Origin of the sequence: Bradyrhizobium algeriense (genome assembly GCF_036924595.1) — a bacterium.
Lineage (GTDB): Bacteria > Pseudomonadota > Alphaproteobacteria > Rhizobiales > Xanthobacteraceae > Bradyrhizobium > Bradyrhizobium algeriense.
In genome coordinates, this window is sequence record NZ_JAZHRV010000001.1 from 6,189,297 (window position 1) to 6,207,250 (window position 17,954).

At 58.9% G+C, this 17,954-nt stretch carries 10 protein-coding genes, 1 tRNA gene and 1 pseudogene; 8 read left to right on the forward strand and 4 right to left on the reverse strand.

Annotation, left to right across the window (positions count from 1 at the left end; genetic code table 11):
• Nucleotides 1–89 precede the first annotated feature (89 nt).
• Together V1286_RS29845 and drmD are read right to left on the reverse strand one after the other, a co-directional pair.
• The gene (locus tag V1286_RS29845; RefSeq protein WP_334485708.1) at nucleotides 90–4,025 is read right to left on the reverse strand and encodes a DNA methyltransferase; all 3,936 of its coding nucleotides are present in this window, start codon (nucleotides 4,023–4,025) and stop codon (nucleotides 90–92) included.
• Entirely contained in the window at nucleotides 4,022–7,243 is a 3,222-nt protein-coding gene (gene drmD / locus V1286_RS29850) for a DISARM system SNF2-like helicase DrmD (protein WP_334485710.1), read from the reverse strand. Before drmD ends, V1286_RS29845 begins: the two co-directional genes overlap by 4 nt.
• Before the next feature lie 286 nt (nucleotides 7,244–7,529).
• On the opposite strand from drmD, the gene V1286_RS29855 reads away from it, so the two are divergent.
• Both V1286_RS29855 and V1286_RS29860 read left to right on the forward strand, forming a co-directional pair.
• Nucleotides 7,530–9,716, forward strand: a complete 2,187-nt coding sequence (locus tag V1286_RS29855; protein ID WP_334485712.1) for a GmrSD restriction endonuclease domain-containing protein — start codon at nucleotides 7,530–7,532, stop codon at nucleotides 9,714–9,716.
• A 331-nt stretch (nucleotides 9,717–10,047) separates the two neighbouring features.
• Nucleotides 10,048–10,929, forward strand: a complete 882-nt coding sequence (locus V1286_RS29860) for an ArdC family protein (protein WP_334485714.1) — start codon at nucleotides 10,048–10,050, stop codon at nucleotides 10,927–10,929.
• A gap of 434 nt (nucleotides 10,930–11,363) precedes the next feature.
• Here the strand turns inward: V1286_RS29860 and V1286_RS29865 are convergent.
• Nucleotides 11,364–11,440, reverse strand: a tRNA-Met gene (locus V1286_RS29865).
• A gap of 325 nt (nucleotides 11,441–11,765) precedes the next feature.
• Here V1286_RS29865 and V1286_RS29870 point away from each other — a divergent pair.
• The 4 genes and pseudogenes from V1286_RS29870 to V1286_RS29885 all read left to right on the forward strand — a co-directional run bounded on the left by V1286_RS29870 (nucleotide 11,766) and on the right by V1286_RS29885 (nucleotide 15,403).
• Nucleotides 11,766–13,370 (forward strand): annotated as a pseudogene (locus V1286_RS29870) (GMC family oxidoreductase).
• Nucleotides 13,371–13,635: 265 nt separating this feature from the next.
• Complete coding sequence (locus tag V1286_RS29875; protein ID WP_334485716.1) at nucleotides 13,636–14,418, forward strand: SDR family oxidoreductase; 783 nt, start codon at nucleotides 13,636–13,638, stop codon at nucleotides 14,416–14,418.
• Complete coding sequence (locus tag V1286_RS29880; RefSeq protein ID WP_334485718.1) at nucleotides 14,415–15,188, forward strand: NADPH:quinone reductase; 774 nt, start codon at nucleotides 14,415–14,417, stop codon at nucleotides 15,186–15,188. The genes V1286_RS29875 and V1286_RS29880 overlap by 4 nt, the downstream gene beginning before the upstream one ends.
• Nucleotides 15,176–15,403: an MDR/zinc-dependent alcohol dehydrogenase-like family protein gene (locus V1286_RS29885; protein ID WP_334485720.1), complete on the forward strand. Its 228-nt coding sequence runs from the start codon at nucleotides 15,176–15,178 to the stop codon at nucleotides 15,401–15,403. The genes V1286_RS29880 and V1286_RS29885 overlap by 13 nt, the downstream gene beginning before the upstream one ends.
• 6 nt (nucleotides 15,404–15,409) lie before the next feature.
• Here the strand turns inward: V1286_RS29885 and V1286_RS29890 are convergent, their stop codons facing one another.
• Entirely contained in the window at nucleotides 15,410–15,823 is a 414-nt protein-coding gene (locus V1286_RS29890; RefSeq protein WP_334485722.1) for a DUF3775 domain-containing protein, read from the reverse strand.
• Between the two features lie 118 nt (nucleotides 15,824–15,941).
• Between V1286_RS29890 and V1286_RS29895 the strand changes: the two genes are divergently transcribed.
• Nucleotides 15,942–16,796, forward strand: a complete 855-nt coding sequence (locus V1286_RS29895; protein WP_334485723.1) for an MBL fold metallo-hydrolase — start codon at nucleotides 15,942–15,944, stop codon at nucleotides 16,794–16,796.
• Between the two features lie 189 nt (nucleotides 16,797–16,985).
• Entirely contained in the window at nucleotides 16,986–17,828 is an 843-nt protein-coding gene (locus V1286_RS29900; RefSeq protein ID WP_334485725.1) for a fumarylacetoacetate hydrolase family protein, read from the forward strand.
• Nucleotides 17,829–17,954 lie beyond the last annotated feature (126 nt).

The following is a 17,954-nucleotide window of genomic DNA, read 5'->3' on the forward strand; positions in this document are numbered from 1 at the left end:
GAAATAACTGCAACTCAGGGATGAGCTTTTCTTCGATCATCTCCCGCCTGAACGGGCGCTTATCGACATTCGTCTCCTTCGCAATCCAACTATTCCGCCTCGTACTCTTCGCCGTCTTCGCTGTCGTTAGCAATGAGGGCGCCATTGGCGCTTACCAAGCCGAGACGAACCTCCTCGGTGTGCCGCTCGACATTGAGCGCGAGAAGACGCGCCAGAACTTCATCCCGAAAACCTGAGGACCAAAACAGTCGACCTTGATAGGCGTGGTCGTCTTCAGTCTGTTCATTTAGAAAGACAGGTTGTGCTTGCTCTGCGAGATCGTGCCAGCCGTAAGCGCGAAGCGTCGTGCGATCCATCTTCGCATGCAGTTCGCGTAGGTGTTGGACGTCTGAACTGCCTTCGGTTGCATCATGGAAACGATTATATATCCGCGTCGTGCCCTCATTGCGAGCGATCATTAGCGTCGCGCGGTGTGAATGGTAGGCCATGCCGGCGGACTCCAGATCCGACAGATCCTTGAGCTCAGAGGGAAACGGAAATGTTTCAAAACAGTCGGATGGAGCGTAACGTAAATCGTCCTTCATAGAAGACGAAAAAAATCGCGCCCATACTTCGTGTATGCGGGACTGAAGCAGAGCAAAAGATGAGAAGTTAGAAAAAGAGAATGCAATGACTGTAGACGCGAATATTCCTTGGTTCGTGCGAAGGGCCATTTGAAGATGCGGCGAAGTTTGTGGAGCCACGAGGACTAAAGGAAGCCCTTCAATCGCGATATACAGCCCTTTTTGCGGTTCACCGTGCTTCCACCAATTTTGCCGCCGGTGTTCTCGGTTGTCTGTGTCTCTAACGGGTTTAACCAGTCGGTTCACGGCAGAAAAAAGCGCGCCTCCTCGACGCTCGGCATCCTCGAGGTTTAAATCCCCAAAATCAATGACGTAGCGGCGGTGCATCTGATGAACATCGTTCGCAACGTCTTCACCGGAAGTATACGGCTTAACAAACTCGGACAATGTTGCATCGTTGGTGAGAATCTCGTTCATGTCGCGCAGCGATAGTGTTTCGCCCTTCTTCGCACGCGCGTCATCAAACAAAAAACCCGCGCCTACTGGGTTGGTTCCTTGGAAAGCCGTTCTAGAATTTTTCTTTAGGAGCGCGGGGTTGGTATCGAAATCTCCTTCGACTAAAAAGGCCGATACTCGCCTCACATTCTTACCATTCAAGGTGGCCTCACCCTTGTTGCTTTTTGTGATGTGAATAACGGAAACGACCACTGCCGCCTCGCCGGGCCACTGTAAGCGTTTCACCGCCCGACTAATTCGTCCGCCTGCAGCGAGGATCGCAGTCAAGCCGGTCGTACGAGTGTCGCCTTGTCCTACTGTGTTCGTTGCAATGAGCCCGCACGCCCCCCTTTGACGGATGAGACCGAAAGTGCGGCGAAAGAAATGAGCAACAAGATCGGAGTTTCCATGCGTGCCGGCATGCAGCACCTTCAACCAATCGAGGAAGCCATCACGGTTAGATGTGGTTGTCGTGTTTTTGCCCGCAAAGGGGGGGTTCCCCACAATGGCATCGAACCCCGGATTGTCTCTCGTAAAAACTTCTGGAAACTCCAGTTCCCAGTGGAATGGCCGGATGGGGTGTGCGCCCTGCGTGAGCGTCGCGGCAACGGTAGCCAACCTTTCGGTGCGATCAGTTTCCGAGCTAAGGCCCGTAAGTAACTTAGCAACCTCGACCCTCTTTTCCTCACGCTTCCGCGGCTTGTCTGCCGAAAAGAATGCGGCGACGACCGCGTCACCATATAGGCGAGGTCCCTCTAGCTTTTTTTCGACGATACGATGACGCGCCTCTTGGATTGCGCGCGTGACGTCGTCCGAGGCAAATTGGATATCGCGGCGTCCAATCGCGACCTCGTTGACTCGCTCTCGTAAGAGGCCTCGCAGTAGCGGCGCGCTATCTTTCGATAAGTCCCAATGAGCTGCCTCGATTTGTTCCCGCGTTAGGCCAATGAGGCTATTGCCCGATTTGACCGCGTGATCGAGAAACGTAAATTCGTGTTCGCGGGCCAGCGTGGCAAGCCACAGCGATAGTCGGGCGAGGTCAACCGCGAGTGGATTTTTGTCCACTCCATAGAGTGAGCGTTGGGCAACTAGGCGGCAGGCATGCAGCGCCTCATCCTCGTCGGGGGGGATAGCTGGCTTAAGATCCTTATTCTTGCCCCATGCCTTCTCTAGTCGTTCTCCAATTTGCCGACAGGCCTCAACCAAGAAGGCCCCCGACCCGCAAGCCGGATCGCAGACCTTGATATCCAACACCTGATCAGGCGTCGCGTCCTCGCCTATGCGCTCGAAGGCTGGTTCCAGTGCGTAACGGACTATCGGCTCAGTGAGGGTGCGCGGCGTATAGTGGCTCCCTGATTGGCGGCGCTCATCTGTTGGCTGCAGGATTGGACTGCCCGCTTGAACCACGTGGCCTCCCGGCGACCCCCGTGGATCGGAGATAGCGGCAAGTGCCTCTGTAAGTGTTCCAGCGTCTTTAGCATTTTTGATGGCTTCGAGTTTTCGGCCTGTGGGTGATACGCCCCATTCCTTGAGAAGCTTTTGGCGATCTGGGGCCTTTTTCTGCCCAAGGAATAGAATGTCGACGAATACCGGAAGGTTTTTTTCGCCTTTAACGGCAATCATGGGCCCGGAGGCGCGCTGAATGGTAAAGCCCATGATCGTTTCATAGACCGAGCCAATCTGCTCAACATCGAGAGATCGGTAGGAGAGGCGCTCCCGCACGCGCTCACCGGTGAACGAACGCGCCTCAACCGTCATCAGCCCTTCAAGGATCCGAAGGACGGCGCCATCGCGGATTGGAAGCACTTTTGCGGCCGCCCGCGGCTCACCTTCGTTCCGGCTTTCGAGAAACGGAAAGACATTTGTATCGAACAATTTGCCGCCACGGGCGGTAATCCATCCGGATGGATGACCGCCGTGGACCAGCCGGAATAGCGCCAGCAGTCGTCCCCAACCGCCCACACGCTCGTCCATTGTATCCGGATTGAGTGCTCGATCCTCAATGAGCCGGGCGTAAAGGCCGCGGACGGAGTAGCTGGATTCATAGATATCGACGGCTTCGCCCACCCTCTGCGTTGGCATCAATTCGCGGTCTTCGGCGTAGAGCAGGAACACCAGCCGCATTAATGTCGTGAGGAGCCCTTCATAGAGATGATGAGGGCGCGTCGCAGCGAGTTGCTCGATGCGTTCAGGATCGGCTGCGTGAAACGCGCGCAATAGTTCATGCAGGGCGCCGAGAACCTGTTCGGCCAACTGCGCAGATACTTTATTTTGGGCCTCGCGCGACCGAGCAAGCAGTTTCGGAAGTCGCCGGCCTTCTGGCTCGGTGAAAAGCCGGGCATGGCCAAGAATAAGTTTTAGGCCACCAAGCATCGCGCGACCCGCGACGGTCCCGAGGCTCCTAAGCGGAAAGTAAAGCCATCCGGATGTCTCTCCGCGCGGTGCGTAGATAAGCCACAAATGAGATCGATCTACAAGCACTCCGATCGTGACGCCGCTTTCGCGGAGGAGGCGTTCGAATTGATGATGCGGCGTTGCATCCCAACGATCGAGGACGCCTCGCTTGTCGGCATCAAGGGTGGTGTGCAGTTTTACAAGAATCTGGAACGCGCCTGGATCAGCACCGCCTAGATCCCTGACCGCCCAGTCGGGCGAAAGCAGAACTTCGTGCTCTGATATATAACTCGCAATATTTTCGGGCAGGCTAGGGCCGCCCGGCGCGCCAGCGACGTACCGCGCCTCCCAGCCCAGGATTCGCTCGAAGAATAGCCATGGGTCCGGAAGCGCAGGATCTTCGGTGTCGGTCGTTAGCAGTTCCGCAACTGAAAGCGTGTCCACGGCCGTTTGGCGCGCCGGCGTCAGGTCCTCTTCACGTATGACGTTGGGACCGATAACTAGCCCGACTGGCCCAATATGGTAGAGCCATTCAAGCTGCGGATCGATCGCCCCCTCAAACATTATTGTCATGATTGTTTCGGCCAAAGGTAAACGATGCCGATGGGCTCAAGCCGCTCTGCGCGGATCTTGTACGATTCGATGACGCGACTGGGCTCTTCGACGATTTCACGTTCGAGGCTTTCGAGGCGCCTCTGCCAATGCCGTCGGTCGGCTTCGCGCTGACGGCGTTCAGCCGGGTCGGATAGATCCAATTCAAATTGAGCCGTGTCCTTCACTGCTGCGCCCCTTCGAATTCTCTCGCGCTGGGCTGAGAGGAGGTCTTTCAGGGCTCTAGATTCGCGGACTCCGATTTCAGTCAGGTCTTTCCTCGCAACGTCCGCGGCGGTCTTCGCACGCTGCTCGAGGGCAGGGCGAAGATCGGTCAGATCTTTTTGAACCCCAGCGAGAAGGCGGTCGACGATGTCTTTAGGGGGTACGGTTGCTGCTTTAAGTGCTTCCTCAAGCTCACCGAGCGTGGTTTGGTCGCCACTTCGGCCGAAGGCTCGCAATCCTTGACCCGCCCGCGCGGGCTCGCTCCACAACGCCGTGATGGGCAGTATCTCTTCGTGAAGACGAGCTGCCGCGGAGCCGAACATCGCCAAGCGCCCGACGAGCACGACGCGAGGTTGCGAACCGGGTCCATAGATCACACTAGCCCGGTTCAAGCCGGCGCGGAAACCGTGTGACACGAATCGAGATAAGAGCCGCCGCACCAATCGATGTTCGAGATGAACCTGCACGACATCATCTGCGTCCCTCCCATCTGGAAGAACCTGTGCCTCGAACGCTATGGCTCTTACGGGATGCTTCGCGCGCCATTCTGCGACGTCTCGCGGCTTCGGCGGCCGCCCCTCGCGGAGTTCGTCAAAAACACTATTCCAAGACGAGTCTTTGGCAAAAATTGGAAGCGCTGGATCGATCCTGAAAGCATCCCCGACCTCTAAGTTTGTAGCAGGTACGAGCGAAACTCCGTCGCGTGCGAGTGCTGTTTCAAAAACAGCTCGCAGATCTTCAGATTTGATGCCGACTCGCTTTCTAGCCTGCTCAAGATCGCGATCCAAATCTTCAAGTTCTTTGGAAAGACGTGCCAGTCGCTTATCTTCTTCGTCGGCCATCTCGAAGCGCGCTCGCTTTGCAGCGGCACTTCCATCCTCCGCCTCGATCTCGCTCGCAAGCAAGGCCGCGGAACGTCGCGAAATGCCACCGCTGGTGAGCTTCCCATGGATTCGCTCCGCCAGCACTTGTCCGGAAGACCCTAGCTGGCTGCGAATAGTTTCGGTCTTGCGAACCAGTGCCGATAGAACTTGATCCTCGGCTCTCTGCGCATACACGAAGTAACGACAGGTCACCGTGTCCGCTGGCTGAAGCTTACGATCGATCCGGCCATTGCGCTGTTCGAGTCGAGAAGGATTCCAGGGCAGATCAAAGTGAATAAGATCGTGGCATCGTGTTTGGAGATTGATACCCTCGCGGGCCGCATCGGTACAAAGGAGCAAGCGGAGTGGCGTCTTTGCAGGATCCGCGTTGAATGCGAGCTTTACCTCCTCGCGGCGCCGTTGTCCCGTAATGCCGGTAAAGGTTGCAATCCGTTTGGGACCGAGATCGGTGTCGGCGAAAGCTTCATTGAGACGCTTTTCAAGCCAAAGTCGCGTGTCCTCCCACTCCGTGAAGATAATGAGGCGCCGCTCGTTCCACCGGCCTGGCGAAGCCATCATGTTCTTTTCGATCCAATCAACAAGCCAAAGCACACGCTCGTCGGGTTTGCGTTCGTTGCGTCGCGCAATCGCGAGCATGGCCTCTACGCGGGTTATTGCTTCGTCGAAGCCGCGCGTCGTAAATCTGACGCCGGCGGTAGCGGCCTCAGCGACGTCCTCCTCCTGCTTTTGTATCAGATCGAGGAGGCTATTCTCGTCGGCACTTTCATCGGTTTCGAGTTCGACTGGCGTGTCCGCCATAAGAGATGCTGCAGTTTGTGGCGCTGACTGATCGGCGCGATCACGCTGCCGTTTAAGCGTCTCAAGGTGCTTCCGGAGGCTTCTGGAAAAAGCCGGGATAGACGACAGCAATCTCTGCTGTAGACCAGACAAAACAAAGCGTGCGTTGGCGAGAGGTGTACCCTGTAACCCTGTTTCGCACCATTCTCGATAATCATCGAGAAGGCTCGAAAGCACCAGCTCAGGAGCGTCCTCGGGAAGACCTGACAAAATGATCGGTTCGATCTTTCGATTTGGAAATTTCGACACATTCAGTTTAATCAAGTCGCTCTTTAGACGCCGCACCATAACGGGTTCCAGCTCTGCGGGCTCCACGGGAAATCCACGCGTGAAACGCTGCGGATCCAGTATTTCCAGGAGGGACGAAAAGCTGTTTGAGTGCCCGTTATGTGGCGTAGCCGATAGAAATAGTCGATGCTCAAATCGCTCGGCCAGACTTCGAATAGCCCGCGTAAACTGGCTATCTGTCGCATATGCAACGCCGCTCGCGGGGGCTGCATGATGAGCTTCGTCGAGGATAAGCATTGCTCGCGGACGAAAAGTACCAAAGAGCTGACTTAATCCATCAGAGTATGTTTCGTCTGCAATCAGGTTATGAGATATGATGAAGCGAGATCCAACCGCCCACGGATTTGCCGAAAATCCGTAATTTCGTCGGACCGTCGCCAAATAGTCTCGGTCGATAATGGTAAATCCCAAACCGAATTTTTGAGCGAGTTCGTCCTGCCATTGCGAGGTCATCGCCGCAGGGCTGGAAACTACGACGTAGTCTACACGCCTGCGAAGCAGCATTTCCCGCAGCACCAGACCTGCCTCAACCGTTTTACCCAGACCAACGTCATCGGCAATTAACAGATTTACACGGGGAAGCTTGAGCGCCTTGGAGAGCGGCAAAAGCTGATACGGGTCAAGTCTGATGCCAGCGCGGAATGGTGCCTGAAACAAACCTCGATCCGCCGCGGTAGCTGATCTCCATGTTACCGCTCTAAGATGAGCGGAGAACACTTCTGGATCGTCAGTTCCGCTTTGTCCGATCTGGCTCCAAACTTCGTCTTCCACGCGTCGGACATCGATTTCTGCGTCGACAACAGCTTGAAATCGCTCTCCCTGCGCGTCATCGTCTATGCACGCCATACTGAAGGATTTCGGAGCAGCGGCATCGCCGCTTTCTCGGACGCCTTCTACGACCCACTCCCGACCTCGAAGCCGGATCAACTCTCCTACTTCAGGCTCAAGGCGCGATTCCCTAGGCATGTTCCCTTTTCCCACCGCCACAGCTTAGGTGCACGTGGCGTTCGAGCGTCTTACCTTGTCACAACTGCCGCCAGATTGGACTCATCTTCATCGAAAGTCGAAAGTCGAAAGTCGAAGGTGATGAAACGCACCGCGCTGCACGCATCGCAATAACATCGAAGACGAGCCGATTGCAATGTGGAAACGCGCCCGAAAAGGTTGTGCACATCTTGCGCGAAGGGCATCATGAACGAGTAGGTTAGAAGTTTCGGCTGATTTCCGGGTAAGCAGGAAGGCAAGAAGCGCAATGGAAACGCAAGTCCGCACCCCTCAAATGGTCTTTATGCAGCCCCAGAGATTTGTCGTTCCCCTGTTTCAGCGTCCGTATGTTTGGAACGAAGAAAATCAATGGGAGCCGCTCTGGAACGACGTGGTGCGGGTTGCGGACAGAGTGCTGAAGCAGCCTACCGAAAAGCATCACCCTCATTTTCTCGGCGCCGTAGTTCTGCAACAAATGCAGAAGCAAACAGGTCAAATGCAGGAGCGGACTGTAATTGATGGTCAGCAGCGGTTGACCACGCTGCAATTGCTGCTTGACGCGCTCCATGCGGAATTGATGGCGGTTCAGGCATTGCAACCGGCAATGAGGCTTGAACCGCTAGTAAGAAACGCTGAGCCGTTTTGCTCAAAGCATGAAGATCGCTTTAAAGTCTGGCCGACGAACCGTGACCGGCCAGCATTCAACGCCGTTATGGGAGCTACGCTTCCTATGGACTACGATGCGGTCGGCCACCGTGGAGAAAAGATGGTGGAAGCGCACCGGTTCTTCAGTGATCAGGCGCGCGAATGGCTAAACGCAGTCGGTTCGGAAGTGACACAAACGCGCGCGGCGGCCATTGAGACCGTAGTCCGGGAACTTCTGCAGATTGTGGTGATCGACCTTACGGTCGACGAAAACGCACAGGAGATTTTTGAGACTTTGAACGCCCGCGGCGCGCAGCTTACCGCAGCGGACCTAATCAAGAACTTCATTTTCCAGCGGCTGCTCGAAGCTGGCGCCAACGTTGAGGAAGCCTATCAAAAGAACTGGAAAGATTTTGAGACAGCATTTTGGGAGACAGAAACTAGCGTAGGACGCCTTCGCTACTCCCGTTCCGCCACATTCCTCAACCACTGGCTGATTGCTCGCACCGGCGAAGAGGTTTTGGCTCGAGAGGTGTTCGACCGATTTAAACGGTTTGCAGACCATGAGGCTGAACTGCCCATGCACAAGTTGCTTGAGCAAGTTCACACCGCCGCTGGCGTTTACCGCAGCTTTATCACCGCCGCGTCTACCAACACTGGGCCGATCGATGGTGTGGGCTTGTTCGGCTATCGAACTGGCGTTCTCGAAAGCGAGGTCATCAAGCCCCTGGTGCTCGACTTGCTTGACCCGGAACAGTCGGCAATTCCTCCCCCGCAATTCGCAAAGGCCCTCTCTGTAATAGAAAGCTGGATGGTTCGCCGAATGCTGGTTCGTGCAACGACCAAAAACTATAATCAGGTCGTAGCTGAGCTAATAGCGCTCCTACATAAGTCAAATCGTGACATCGCGGGTGATGTTATCGAGGCTTTCCTGGCCGGACAGACGACGGGAAGCAGGTACTGGCCTGATGACGTTGAGCTTGAGCAGGAGCTTGTATCACTACAGGCATACAGGCGCCTGGGCCGTGGGCGCCTCCGAATGGTGCTTGAGGCCATCGAAGACCATCTGAGAGGTTGGAGCAATGGGCAAAACGGTCTGGGCGACGAGCGCGTCGGCAGGGGCAAGCTCGCCATCGAACATGTGATGCCAAGAAAGTGGCACACACATTGGGCCATTCAAGATGGGAGTGACGAGGCAGAGCGAGAAAGCATCATCCACACCCTCGGCAATTTGACGCTGCTTACCGGTAAAATTAATTCCAAAGTTTCTAACGGCCCTTGGTCCGGCAATGGCGGCAAACGTGCTTTACTTGAAAAACATGACGTGTTGATTTTGAACCGGGACCTTTTGAAGAAAGGTGCCGATCAGTGGACAGACCAAGCTATTCGCACCCGAACGAAGGAACTCGTGCGGGTCATCAGTCAGATTTGGCCAGTACCAGCAAATCATCGTTCGGGGTTCGCTCGAGACAAATCGACTGTCCGCAGGAAGGTTGACCTGTCAGATCTTATCGCGGGCGGCAAGCTCGAGCCCGGACTACCACTCTACCCTCGTCGAAAGCAGCACAGCCATCGCGTGGCTACGCTTCTTCCTGACGGGACAATAGATGTTGATGGCATCGCATTCTCGAGCCCCACCGAGGCGGCGACCGCAATCGCTGGAAAGCGAACGAACGGATGGTGGTTTTTTGTAACGGATCAAGCCACTAAACGCTCACTTCGCAACATCCGACGCGACTATATCGACGCCATGTCTGTAGACGCAGATGACGACGACCAGGACGATGATGAGGATGAAGAAGAAACGTGATCAGCGTTATCTGGCCAGGTGTTTCGCGATGTAGTCTCGCGCGCGCGACTGGGACCTTGCTCCACGGGGGTGAAGCGGCGTCCTCAGCCTGACCAAACCTAAGCGCGCCACAAGAACCGCCAGGCGGGTGCTTAACAAAAGCTTAACTCTACTTTTTTGGTCCTGGGTATTTTCCGGTGAGGTCTCGCGAAGCGAGACAGGGGCGCCCTGTCCATGCTCCCCGGGGGGTAGATTTTGCGCCTTCGCCTGATGCCCGACTGAGAGCTCTGCCCAACGCGGCTATGGCACGCGGCCGATCGTGGTCGCGTCAGCCATAACAGCGAGGCGGGCTATGAAACGTGACCTCCATGCGGAGGTATCTGCGCGCATTATTGCGCAGCTAGAAGCCGGTGCCGCCCCTTGGGTTAAGCCCTGGTCGGCCATCCCCGGTGCCAATACCCCGTGCAATGCTGTCAGCAACCGGCCTTACTCCGGCTGCAACATCGTTCTGTTGTGGATGGCACAGGCAGCCGGCTATCGCACGCCGCGCTTTCTTACGTTTAAGCAGGCTTTGGAGTTGGGCGGCAACGTCCGCAAGGGCGAGCGCGGCACGAAGGTCTATTTCGTGAAGCAGCTACAAGTTCGAGACGAGTGCGCGGACGACGGCACTGGAACGCGCCTAGTCCCGATGATGCGTGAGTACACGGTTTTCAATGTGGATCAATGCGAAAGCCTTCCCGATAGCATCAACACGGGAAAGCCGATGCGCGTCCGCAATCCCGACACGCGAGACGAGATTGCTGACGCATTCTTGGGCTCAACTGGCGCGGATATCCGCGAAGGACATGGAGAGGCGTTGTATGTGTTAAGCCGCGATTTTATCTCGATGCCTGCATTCGCCGGGTTCAAAGGCGCGGATCATTTCTACAATGTGGCGTTCCATGAGCTTACGCACTGGAGTGGACACAAGTCGCGTCTCGATCGGGATCTGAAAAATCGGTTCGGCTCGCGCGACTACGCGGCGGAGGAATTGATAGCGGAGTTGGGCGCCGCGTTCCTGTGCGCAGAATTTGGCTTTGACGGGGACGTCCGGAGCGCTGGCTATATTGCCTCATGGATTGACCTTCTGGAGGCCGACAAACGGGCGTTCTTTACAGCCTGCAGCCGGGCATCCAAAGCGGCGGACTACCTTCGCGGCTTGGCCCTTGCCGAGCCCGCTGAAAGGGCGGCGTGATGGCCCCGACGTCCTACCCCCAACGCCCCTGCCGCGAGCCGCTCTTCGACATCGACCCACGAACCGGTTTCAACATCGAAGTCTTCTTTGCCGACCGGGCGCTGGAGACGTTTGGGAGGTGCGGCGCGGGCTGGTTTTGGTGGTCTCGCCGGCGCGGCTATCCGCCATCAGGCCCGGCCGCTGGGCCCTTCCCTACTAGCTACGCAGCATATCGGCACGCGATGACAATTGACGCTTAATGCACGAACGTTTGGCGAACGGCGCACCCCATTTCATGTGCCAAGAATGTGACATGGAACAGCGGACACACCATGCCACTTGGTTGGAAAGCCTAGCATTCACTAGCATTTTTTGAATTGTGCCGTTTAGAGGCGGCATGGGCGAATTAGCTCATGAAAAAGCCCGCTAACGCGTTGGCGTTGCGGGCTTTGTCTTGGTTGCGGGGATAGGATTTGAACCTATGACCTTCAGGTTATGAGCCTGACGAGCTACCGGGCTGCTCCACCCCGCGTTAAACCGTTGCGTTGCCTTCGAAAAGCCGGTGCCGAAACGATCCCGGCGAACGTCAGATGACGCCGATCGATCCCGTTCGGAGACTTCCTGAGAAGGCGACCCGGGCCGAAGCCGTCGGGCGCGAGCGGTATGTATCAACGTCGCCCTGCTTTGGAAAGGGGAAAGGCTCCGCTTTTGAGGATTTTATGACAGCAAAAACGGGGGTTTGACGAGGCAAAACCGCCTCCTGGAACCGCTCTTGCCATAAACGCCGCAAAAGCCGAGTTTTAGCCCCCAAAGTGTGGCCGGACAGGTCGCCAGAACAAAAAATCCGGGGGATGCGCGTGACGGATACATTCGACTTCGTGGTGGCCGGCGGCGGCTCGGGCGGCTGCACGGTGGCCGGGCGGCTGTCGGAGGACCCGAACATTTCGGTGGCGGTGCTGGACGCCGGCGGCAAGAACGACAATTGGGTGGTGACGACACCGTTCGCACTCGTGCTGATGGTCGCAGGCAACGTCAACAACTGGGCCTTCAACACCGTGCCGCAGAAGGGCCTCAACGGCCGCATCGGCTATCAGCCGCGCGGCAAGGGGCTCGGCGGCTCTTCCGCGATCAACGCGATGGTCTATATCCGCGGCCACTGCGCCGACTACGATCAATGGGCTTCCCTCGGCAATGCCGGCTGGTCGTTCGCCGACGTGCTGCCTTACTTCAAGCGCGCGGAAAACAATGCCGATTTCGACGGCGAGTATCACGGCAAGGGCGGGCCGCTCGCCGTCAACAAGTCGCGCAGCGGCAATCCGGTGCAGCAGATCTTCCTGCAGGCCGCGCAGGAAGCGCAGTTTCGGCTGCGCGAGGATTTCAACGCCGACGAGCACGAGGGCCTCGGCATCTATCAACTGACGCAGAAGAACGGCGAACGTTGCAGCGCCGCGCGCGCCTATATCCACCCGCATATGGGAAACCGCGCCAATCTGCGCGTCGAGACCCATGCCCATGCCACCCGCATCCTGTTCGAAGGCGCGCGCGGTCGGCGTCGAATATCGCCAGGGCAAGGAGTTGAAGCAGATCCGCGCCCGGCGCGAGGTGATCGTGTCCTCCGGCGCATTCCAGACCCCGCAGCTGCTGATGCTCTCGGGCATCGGCGACGGCGCGGCGCTTGGCAAGCACGGCATCGCCACCGTGCATCATCTGCCCGGCGTCGGACAGAACCTGCAGGATCACCCGGACTTCGTGTTCGGCTACATGTCCGACAATCCCAACTTCAACGGCATCTCGCTCAAGGCCCTGCCGCGGCTGCTGCGGACCATCGGCCAGTACCGGCGCGAACGAAGGGGGCCGATGACGTCGAACTTCGCCGAATGCGGCGGCTTCCTGAAAACCCGGCCCGACCTCGCCATCCCCGATATCCAGCTTCATTTCGGCATGGCGCTGGCCGACGATCATGGCCGCAAGCGCCATCGCGGCACCGGCTTTACCTGCCACGTCTGCCTGCTGCGGCCAAAGAGCCGTGGCAGCGTTTCGCTCGGCAGTGCCGATCCGTTCGCAGCGCCCGCGATCGATCCGAACTTCTTCGGCGAGGCGGATGACCTGGAAACCATGGTGGCGGGCTTCAAGACCACGCGGCGGCTGATGGAGACGCCGGCGCTGCGCGCGTTGCAGAAGAAGGAGATGTTCACGGCAGGCGTGCATAGCGATGACGCATCCGCAACCCCTTGCGCGAGCGCGTCGACACCGTCTATCACCCGGTCGGGTCAGCCAAGATGGGCGTCAACGATCCGATGGCCGTGGTCGATCCAAAGCTGAAAGTGTACGGCGTCGAGGGATTGCGGGTGGTCGATGCCTCGGTCATGCCGACGCTGATCGGCGGCAACACCAATGCGCCGACCATCATGATCGGAGAGAAGGCCGCCGACATGATCAAGGCGGAGATGCGGGCGAATTGATTGCCCCCGGAACTTGCGAGAAGCGTAGGGTGGGCAAAGCGAAGCGTGCCCACCACTCTTAGTGTTGATGCGGATGGATGGTGGGCACGGCGCAAGAGCGCCTTTGCCCACCCTACGTTGTCTCGCGATGACGTTCGATACAACCGATTTCCGGGATCGCAATATGCATTATCAGCAGGCCTCGGTGACTTATCAGGCGCGCGCGAGTTGGCTACAGTAGTTCCATCAACCTTCAACAATCACCTGACATAACGGGAGAGAAACAGTGGATCTTGGGATCAAAGGCCGCCGCGCCATCGTCTGCGCATCGAGCAAGGGGCTGGGCCGGGCCTGCGCCATGGCGCTGGCCAATGAAGGCGTGCATGTCACGCTGACGGCGCGCGGCGCGGAGGCGCTAAAAAAGACCGCCGATGAAATCCGCAAAGCCTATCCGGGCATCACCGTCACGGAAGTCGCCGGTGACATCACGACGCCAGCCGGGCGCGAGGCGGCGCTGAAAGCCTGCCCCGAGCCGGATATCCTGATCAACAATGCCGGCGGCCCGCCGCCCGGCGATTTCCGCAACTGGACCCGCGACGACTGGATCAAGGCGATCGACGCCAACATGCTGACGCCGATCGAACTGATCAAGGCGACGGTGGACGGCATGATGGCGCGGAAATTCGGCCGCATCGTCAACATCACCTCCGCCGCGGTGAAGGCGCCGATCGATATCCTCGGCCTTTCCAACGGCGCGCGCGCCGGCCTCACCGGCTTCGTCGCCGGGCTGTCGCGCAAGACCGTGATCAGCAACGTCACCATCAATGCGCTGCTGCCGGGACCGTTCGACACCGACCGCCTGCGCGGCGTGGGGAAAGCGGAAGCCGAGAAGCGCGGCATCACGCCGGACCAGGTGTTTGCCGAGCGCGCCAAGCAAAATCCGGCCGGACGGTTCGGCGAGCCCGATGAGTTTGGCTATGCCTGTGCGTTCCTGTGCGGCGCCAAGGCCGGCTACATCACCGGCCAAAACATCCTGCTCGACGGCGGCGCGTTTCCGGGCACGCTATGAAGGCAGTCTGGTACGAGCGAGCGGGCCCCGCGCCCGAGGTGCTCACCTATGGCGAGATGCCGACGCCGGTGGCCGGCCCGGGCGAAGTCCGGCTGCGGCTGGAGGCGTCCGGCGTCAATCCCGCCGATGTCGGCCGTCGCGGCGGCGGCTACCGGCCGATGGAATATCCGCGCGTCATTCCGAACAGCGACGGTGCGGGGATCGTCGATCAGATCGGCGACGGCGTCACGCGACTCAAGGCCGGCCAGCGCGTCTGGCTGTTCAACGGCCAGCGCAACGGCCGCGCGTTCGGCACGGCGGCGGAGTATATTTCGCTCGCCGAACATCTGGTGACGCCGCTGCCCGACGATTTGTCGTTTGCGGAAGGCGCCACGCTCGGCATCCCCGGCATGACCGCGTGGACCTGCCTCTATTGCGATGGCCCGATCGTGGGACAGACGGTGCTCGTCACCGGCGGCGCCGGCGCCGTCGGTCACTATGCCGTGCAACTCGCCAAATGGGGCGGTGCCAAGGTGATCGCGACCGTCAGTTCGGCAGCCAAGGCCGAGCAGGCGCGGCTAGCCGGCGCAGACCTCGTCATCAATTACAAGACGGAGGATGTCGTCGCCAAGGCGATGGCCTTCACTGGAGGACGCGGCGTCGACCGCGTCGTCGATGTCGATTTCGGCGGCAATATTGATACCACGCTGAAACTGATGGCATCAATTCGACGATCGCGGTCTATGCCAGCAACGGCAATCGCACGCCGGTCGTGCCGATGCGCGAGTTGATGGAAAAATGCATCGCGCTGCGCGCGCTGGTGCTGTTCGCGCTGCCACAGCCATTATTGGCGGCGGCTCAGGCCGACATCACGAAATGGCTGGCGGCGGGGCCGCGTATCCACAACGTAGCAGCCCAGTTTGCGCTCTCGGACACCGCGCAGGCACATCTTGCGGTAGAGAAAGGCGACAAGCTCGGCACGGTGATCGTGGACTGCGCCAGGTAGCTACAGCTACTGGATCGGTGTAGTCCGTCCCTCCGTCCAGGACAGGCCGAACTCGCCGAGACCTTCGGCGAGAAGGTCGCCGAGCATCGGCTCGCCCAGCAGATAGCGCGCGGTGGGACCGCTTCGTCCTTCCGCGGCCTGCCGCCGCAAATCTTTCCATTCCTCGATGGTTCCATCGCCGCGGCCGAGCCGCATCAGCGCAACGAGATCGACCTGCTCGTCCTCGCTCAGCGCATCGATGAAACCGGCGATCTCGCGCGCGACCGGATCGCGTCCGTTGTCCTCGAGCACATCGATCATTTCGTCGTCGGCGGGATTGGATCCGGAGTCCGGATCGGATGCCGCTTCCTTGACGTCGAACTGCCGGGCCTTCTCGATCAGAAAGCCGACTTTCTCAGGCGAAATCGTGAGTTCTGGCATCGCATGCTCCTCATACGGGCTATGCGATAACGCCGAACGCCGTCAGATTGATCCATTGCACCGGAACATGGAAACCCGCATCCTTGCCCGAACAATAGAAACGATGAGGAAGCGCCGGATGCACTGGAGCGTGGGCAGGGTCAGGATCACCAGGGCCGTCGAAATGGAGACGGTCGGCAGCACCCGTTTCATCCTGCCGCTCGCGACCAACGAGGAAATCCAGAAACTGCCCTGGCTCATTCCGCCTTTCGCGACCGAGGAGGGCCGGCTGAAAATGTCGATCCATTCGTTCTTGGTCGAGACGCCCACGCGCCGGATCATTGTCGACACCGGGCTCGGCAACGACAAGCAGGGCCGCAACGTGCCGACCTGGAACAACCGGAAGGACCCGTTCCTCGACAAGCTGACGGCGGCGGGCTTCCCGCCCGACAGCATCGACACCGTGCTGTGCACGCATCTGCATGTCGACCATGTCGGATGGAATACGAAGCTTGTCGGCGGCAAATGGGTGCCGACCTTCGCCAATGCGCGGTACGTGTTCGGCAAGACCGAATACGAGTACTGGCGCGACCACAGCGACGCGCCGGACAGGGTGGCCGTATTCAACGATTCCGTGAAGCCGATTGCGGAGGCCGGCAAGGCCGAGCTCGTTGCCAGCGATGCCAGGCTGACGGATGAAATCACCCTGATCCCGACACCCGGCCACAGCCCCGGCCATATGAGCGTCCACATCAGGTCGGACGGCGAGGAAGGCCTGCTGACGGGGGACGTCGCCCACCATCCCTGCCAGATGGCCCATCTCGACTGGTCGTCCACGGTCGATTCCGATCCCCGGCAGTCGGCCGAAACACGTCGCGAACTATTCGAGCGCTTTGGCGATACGCCGACGCTGGTGATCGGCGGGCATTTCAGTGCCGGTCACATCAGGCGCGACGGCGACGCGTTCCGGTTCGTTGCGTTGGACAATTTGTAGGGTGGGCAAAGCGCAGCGCGCCCACCATGCAATATTGCGCCCCGGCGATCGATGGTGGACACGGCGCAAGGGCGCCTTTGCCCACCCTACCCTGCGCTTTCGGCAGTTGAATTTCCTGCCCCGCTGTTCCATGAAGCGTGTCGAGGTATACCACCGATAAGCCTGATAAACCCCGCAGGGAGTGACAAAATGAAGCTCGTTCGTTACGGCGCCAAGGGCGCGGAAAAGCCCGGCCTGATCGATAAATCCGGCCAGTTGCGCGATCTTTCGGCGCAGGTCAGGGATCTCGACGGTGAGGCCTATGCGCCGGCCGGGCTCGCCAAGCTCGCGGCGCTGGATACCTCCAAGCTTCCCGCCGTCGACGGCAAGCAACGCTTCGGCGCGCCGGTCACCGGCATCTCGAAATTCGTCGCGATCGGCCTGAACTACAGCGACCACGCCAAGGAGACGGGATCGCCAATCCCGACCGAGCCGATCTTCTTCATCAAGGCCAACACCTCGCTGTCGGGTCCGAACGACGCGGTCGAAAAGCCGCGCGGCTCCACCAAGCTTGACTGGGAAGTCGAGATCGCCGCCATCATTGGCACCCGCGCCAAGTACGTCTCGGAAGCCGACGCGTTGAACCACATCGCCGGCTATTGCGTCTGCAACGACGTCTCCGAGCGCAATTTCCAGCAGGAGCGTGGCGGCCAGTGGACCAAGGGCAAGTCGCACGACACGTTCGGCCCGCTTGGCCCGTGGCTGGTGACCAAGGACGAAATCCCTGACGTGCAGAAGCTCGGCATGTGGCTCGACGTCAACGGCCAGCGCCGCCAGACCGGCAACACCTCGACCATGATCTTCTCGATGGCGAAATGCATTTCCTATGTCTCGCAGTTCATGACGCTGTTGCCCGGCGACATCGTCACCACAGGCACCCCGCCCGGCGTCGGTCTCGGCATGAAGCCGCCGACCTTCCTCAACGTCGGCGACGTGGTTACACTGGGCATCGAAGGCCTCGGCGAGCAACGCCAGGAAATCATCGCGGCCTGAGTGCGGTGGCGTCGGACTCCGGCACCATCCACGTCATTGCGAGCGAAGCGAAGCAATCCATGAGGCCGCAAAGCAAGAATGGCTTGCTTCGTCGCTTCGCTCCCTTGCGTAAATGCTCCGCATTTG

Bases quoted from the DNA above. Each gene is read 5' to 3' on its own strand.
- V1286_RS29880 (WP_334485718.1), top strand. From the start codon at position 14,415: ATGAAGGCAGTCTGGTACGAGCGAGCGGGCCCCGCGCCCGAGGTGCTC.
- V1286_RS29900 (WP_334485725.1), top strand. From the start codon at position 16,986: ATGAAGCTCGTTCGTTACGGCGCCAAGGGCGCGGAAAAGCCCGGCCTG.
- drmD (WP_334485710.1), bottom strand. From the start codon at position 7,243: ATGCCTAGGGAATCGCGCCTTGAGCCTGAAGTAGGAGAGTTGATCCGG.
- V1286_RS29890 (WP_334485722.1), bottom strand. From the start codon at position 15,823: ATGCCAGAACTCACGATTTCGCCTGAGAAAGTCGGCTTTCTGATCGAG.
- V1286_RS29885 (WP_334485720.1), top strand. From the start codon at position 15,176: ATGCGCGAGTTGATGGAAAAATGCATCGCGCTGCGCGCGCTGGTGCTG.
- V1286_RS29845 (WP_334485708.1), bottom strand. From the start codon at position 4,025: ATGACAATAATGTTTGAGGGGGCGATCGATCCGCAGCTTGAATGGCTC.
- V1286_RS29855 (WP_334485712.1), top strand. From the start codon at position 7,530: ATGGAAACGCAAGTCCGCACCCCTCAAATGGTCTTTATGCAGCCCCAG.
- V1286_RS29895 (WP_334485723.1), top strand. From the start codon at position 15,942: ATGCACTGGAGCGTGGGCAGGGTCAGGATCACCAGGGCCGTCGAAATG.
- V1286_RS29860 (WP_334485714.1), top strand. From the start codon at position 10,048: ATGAAACGTGACCTCCATGCGGAGGTATCTGCGCGCATTATTGCGCAG.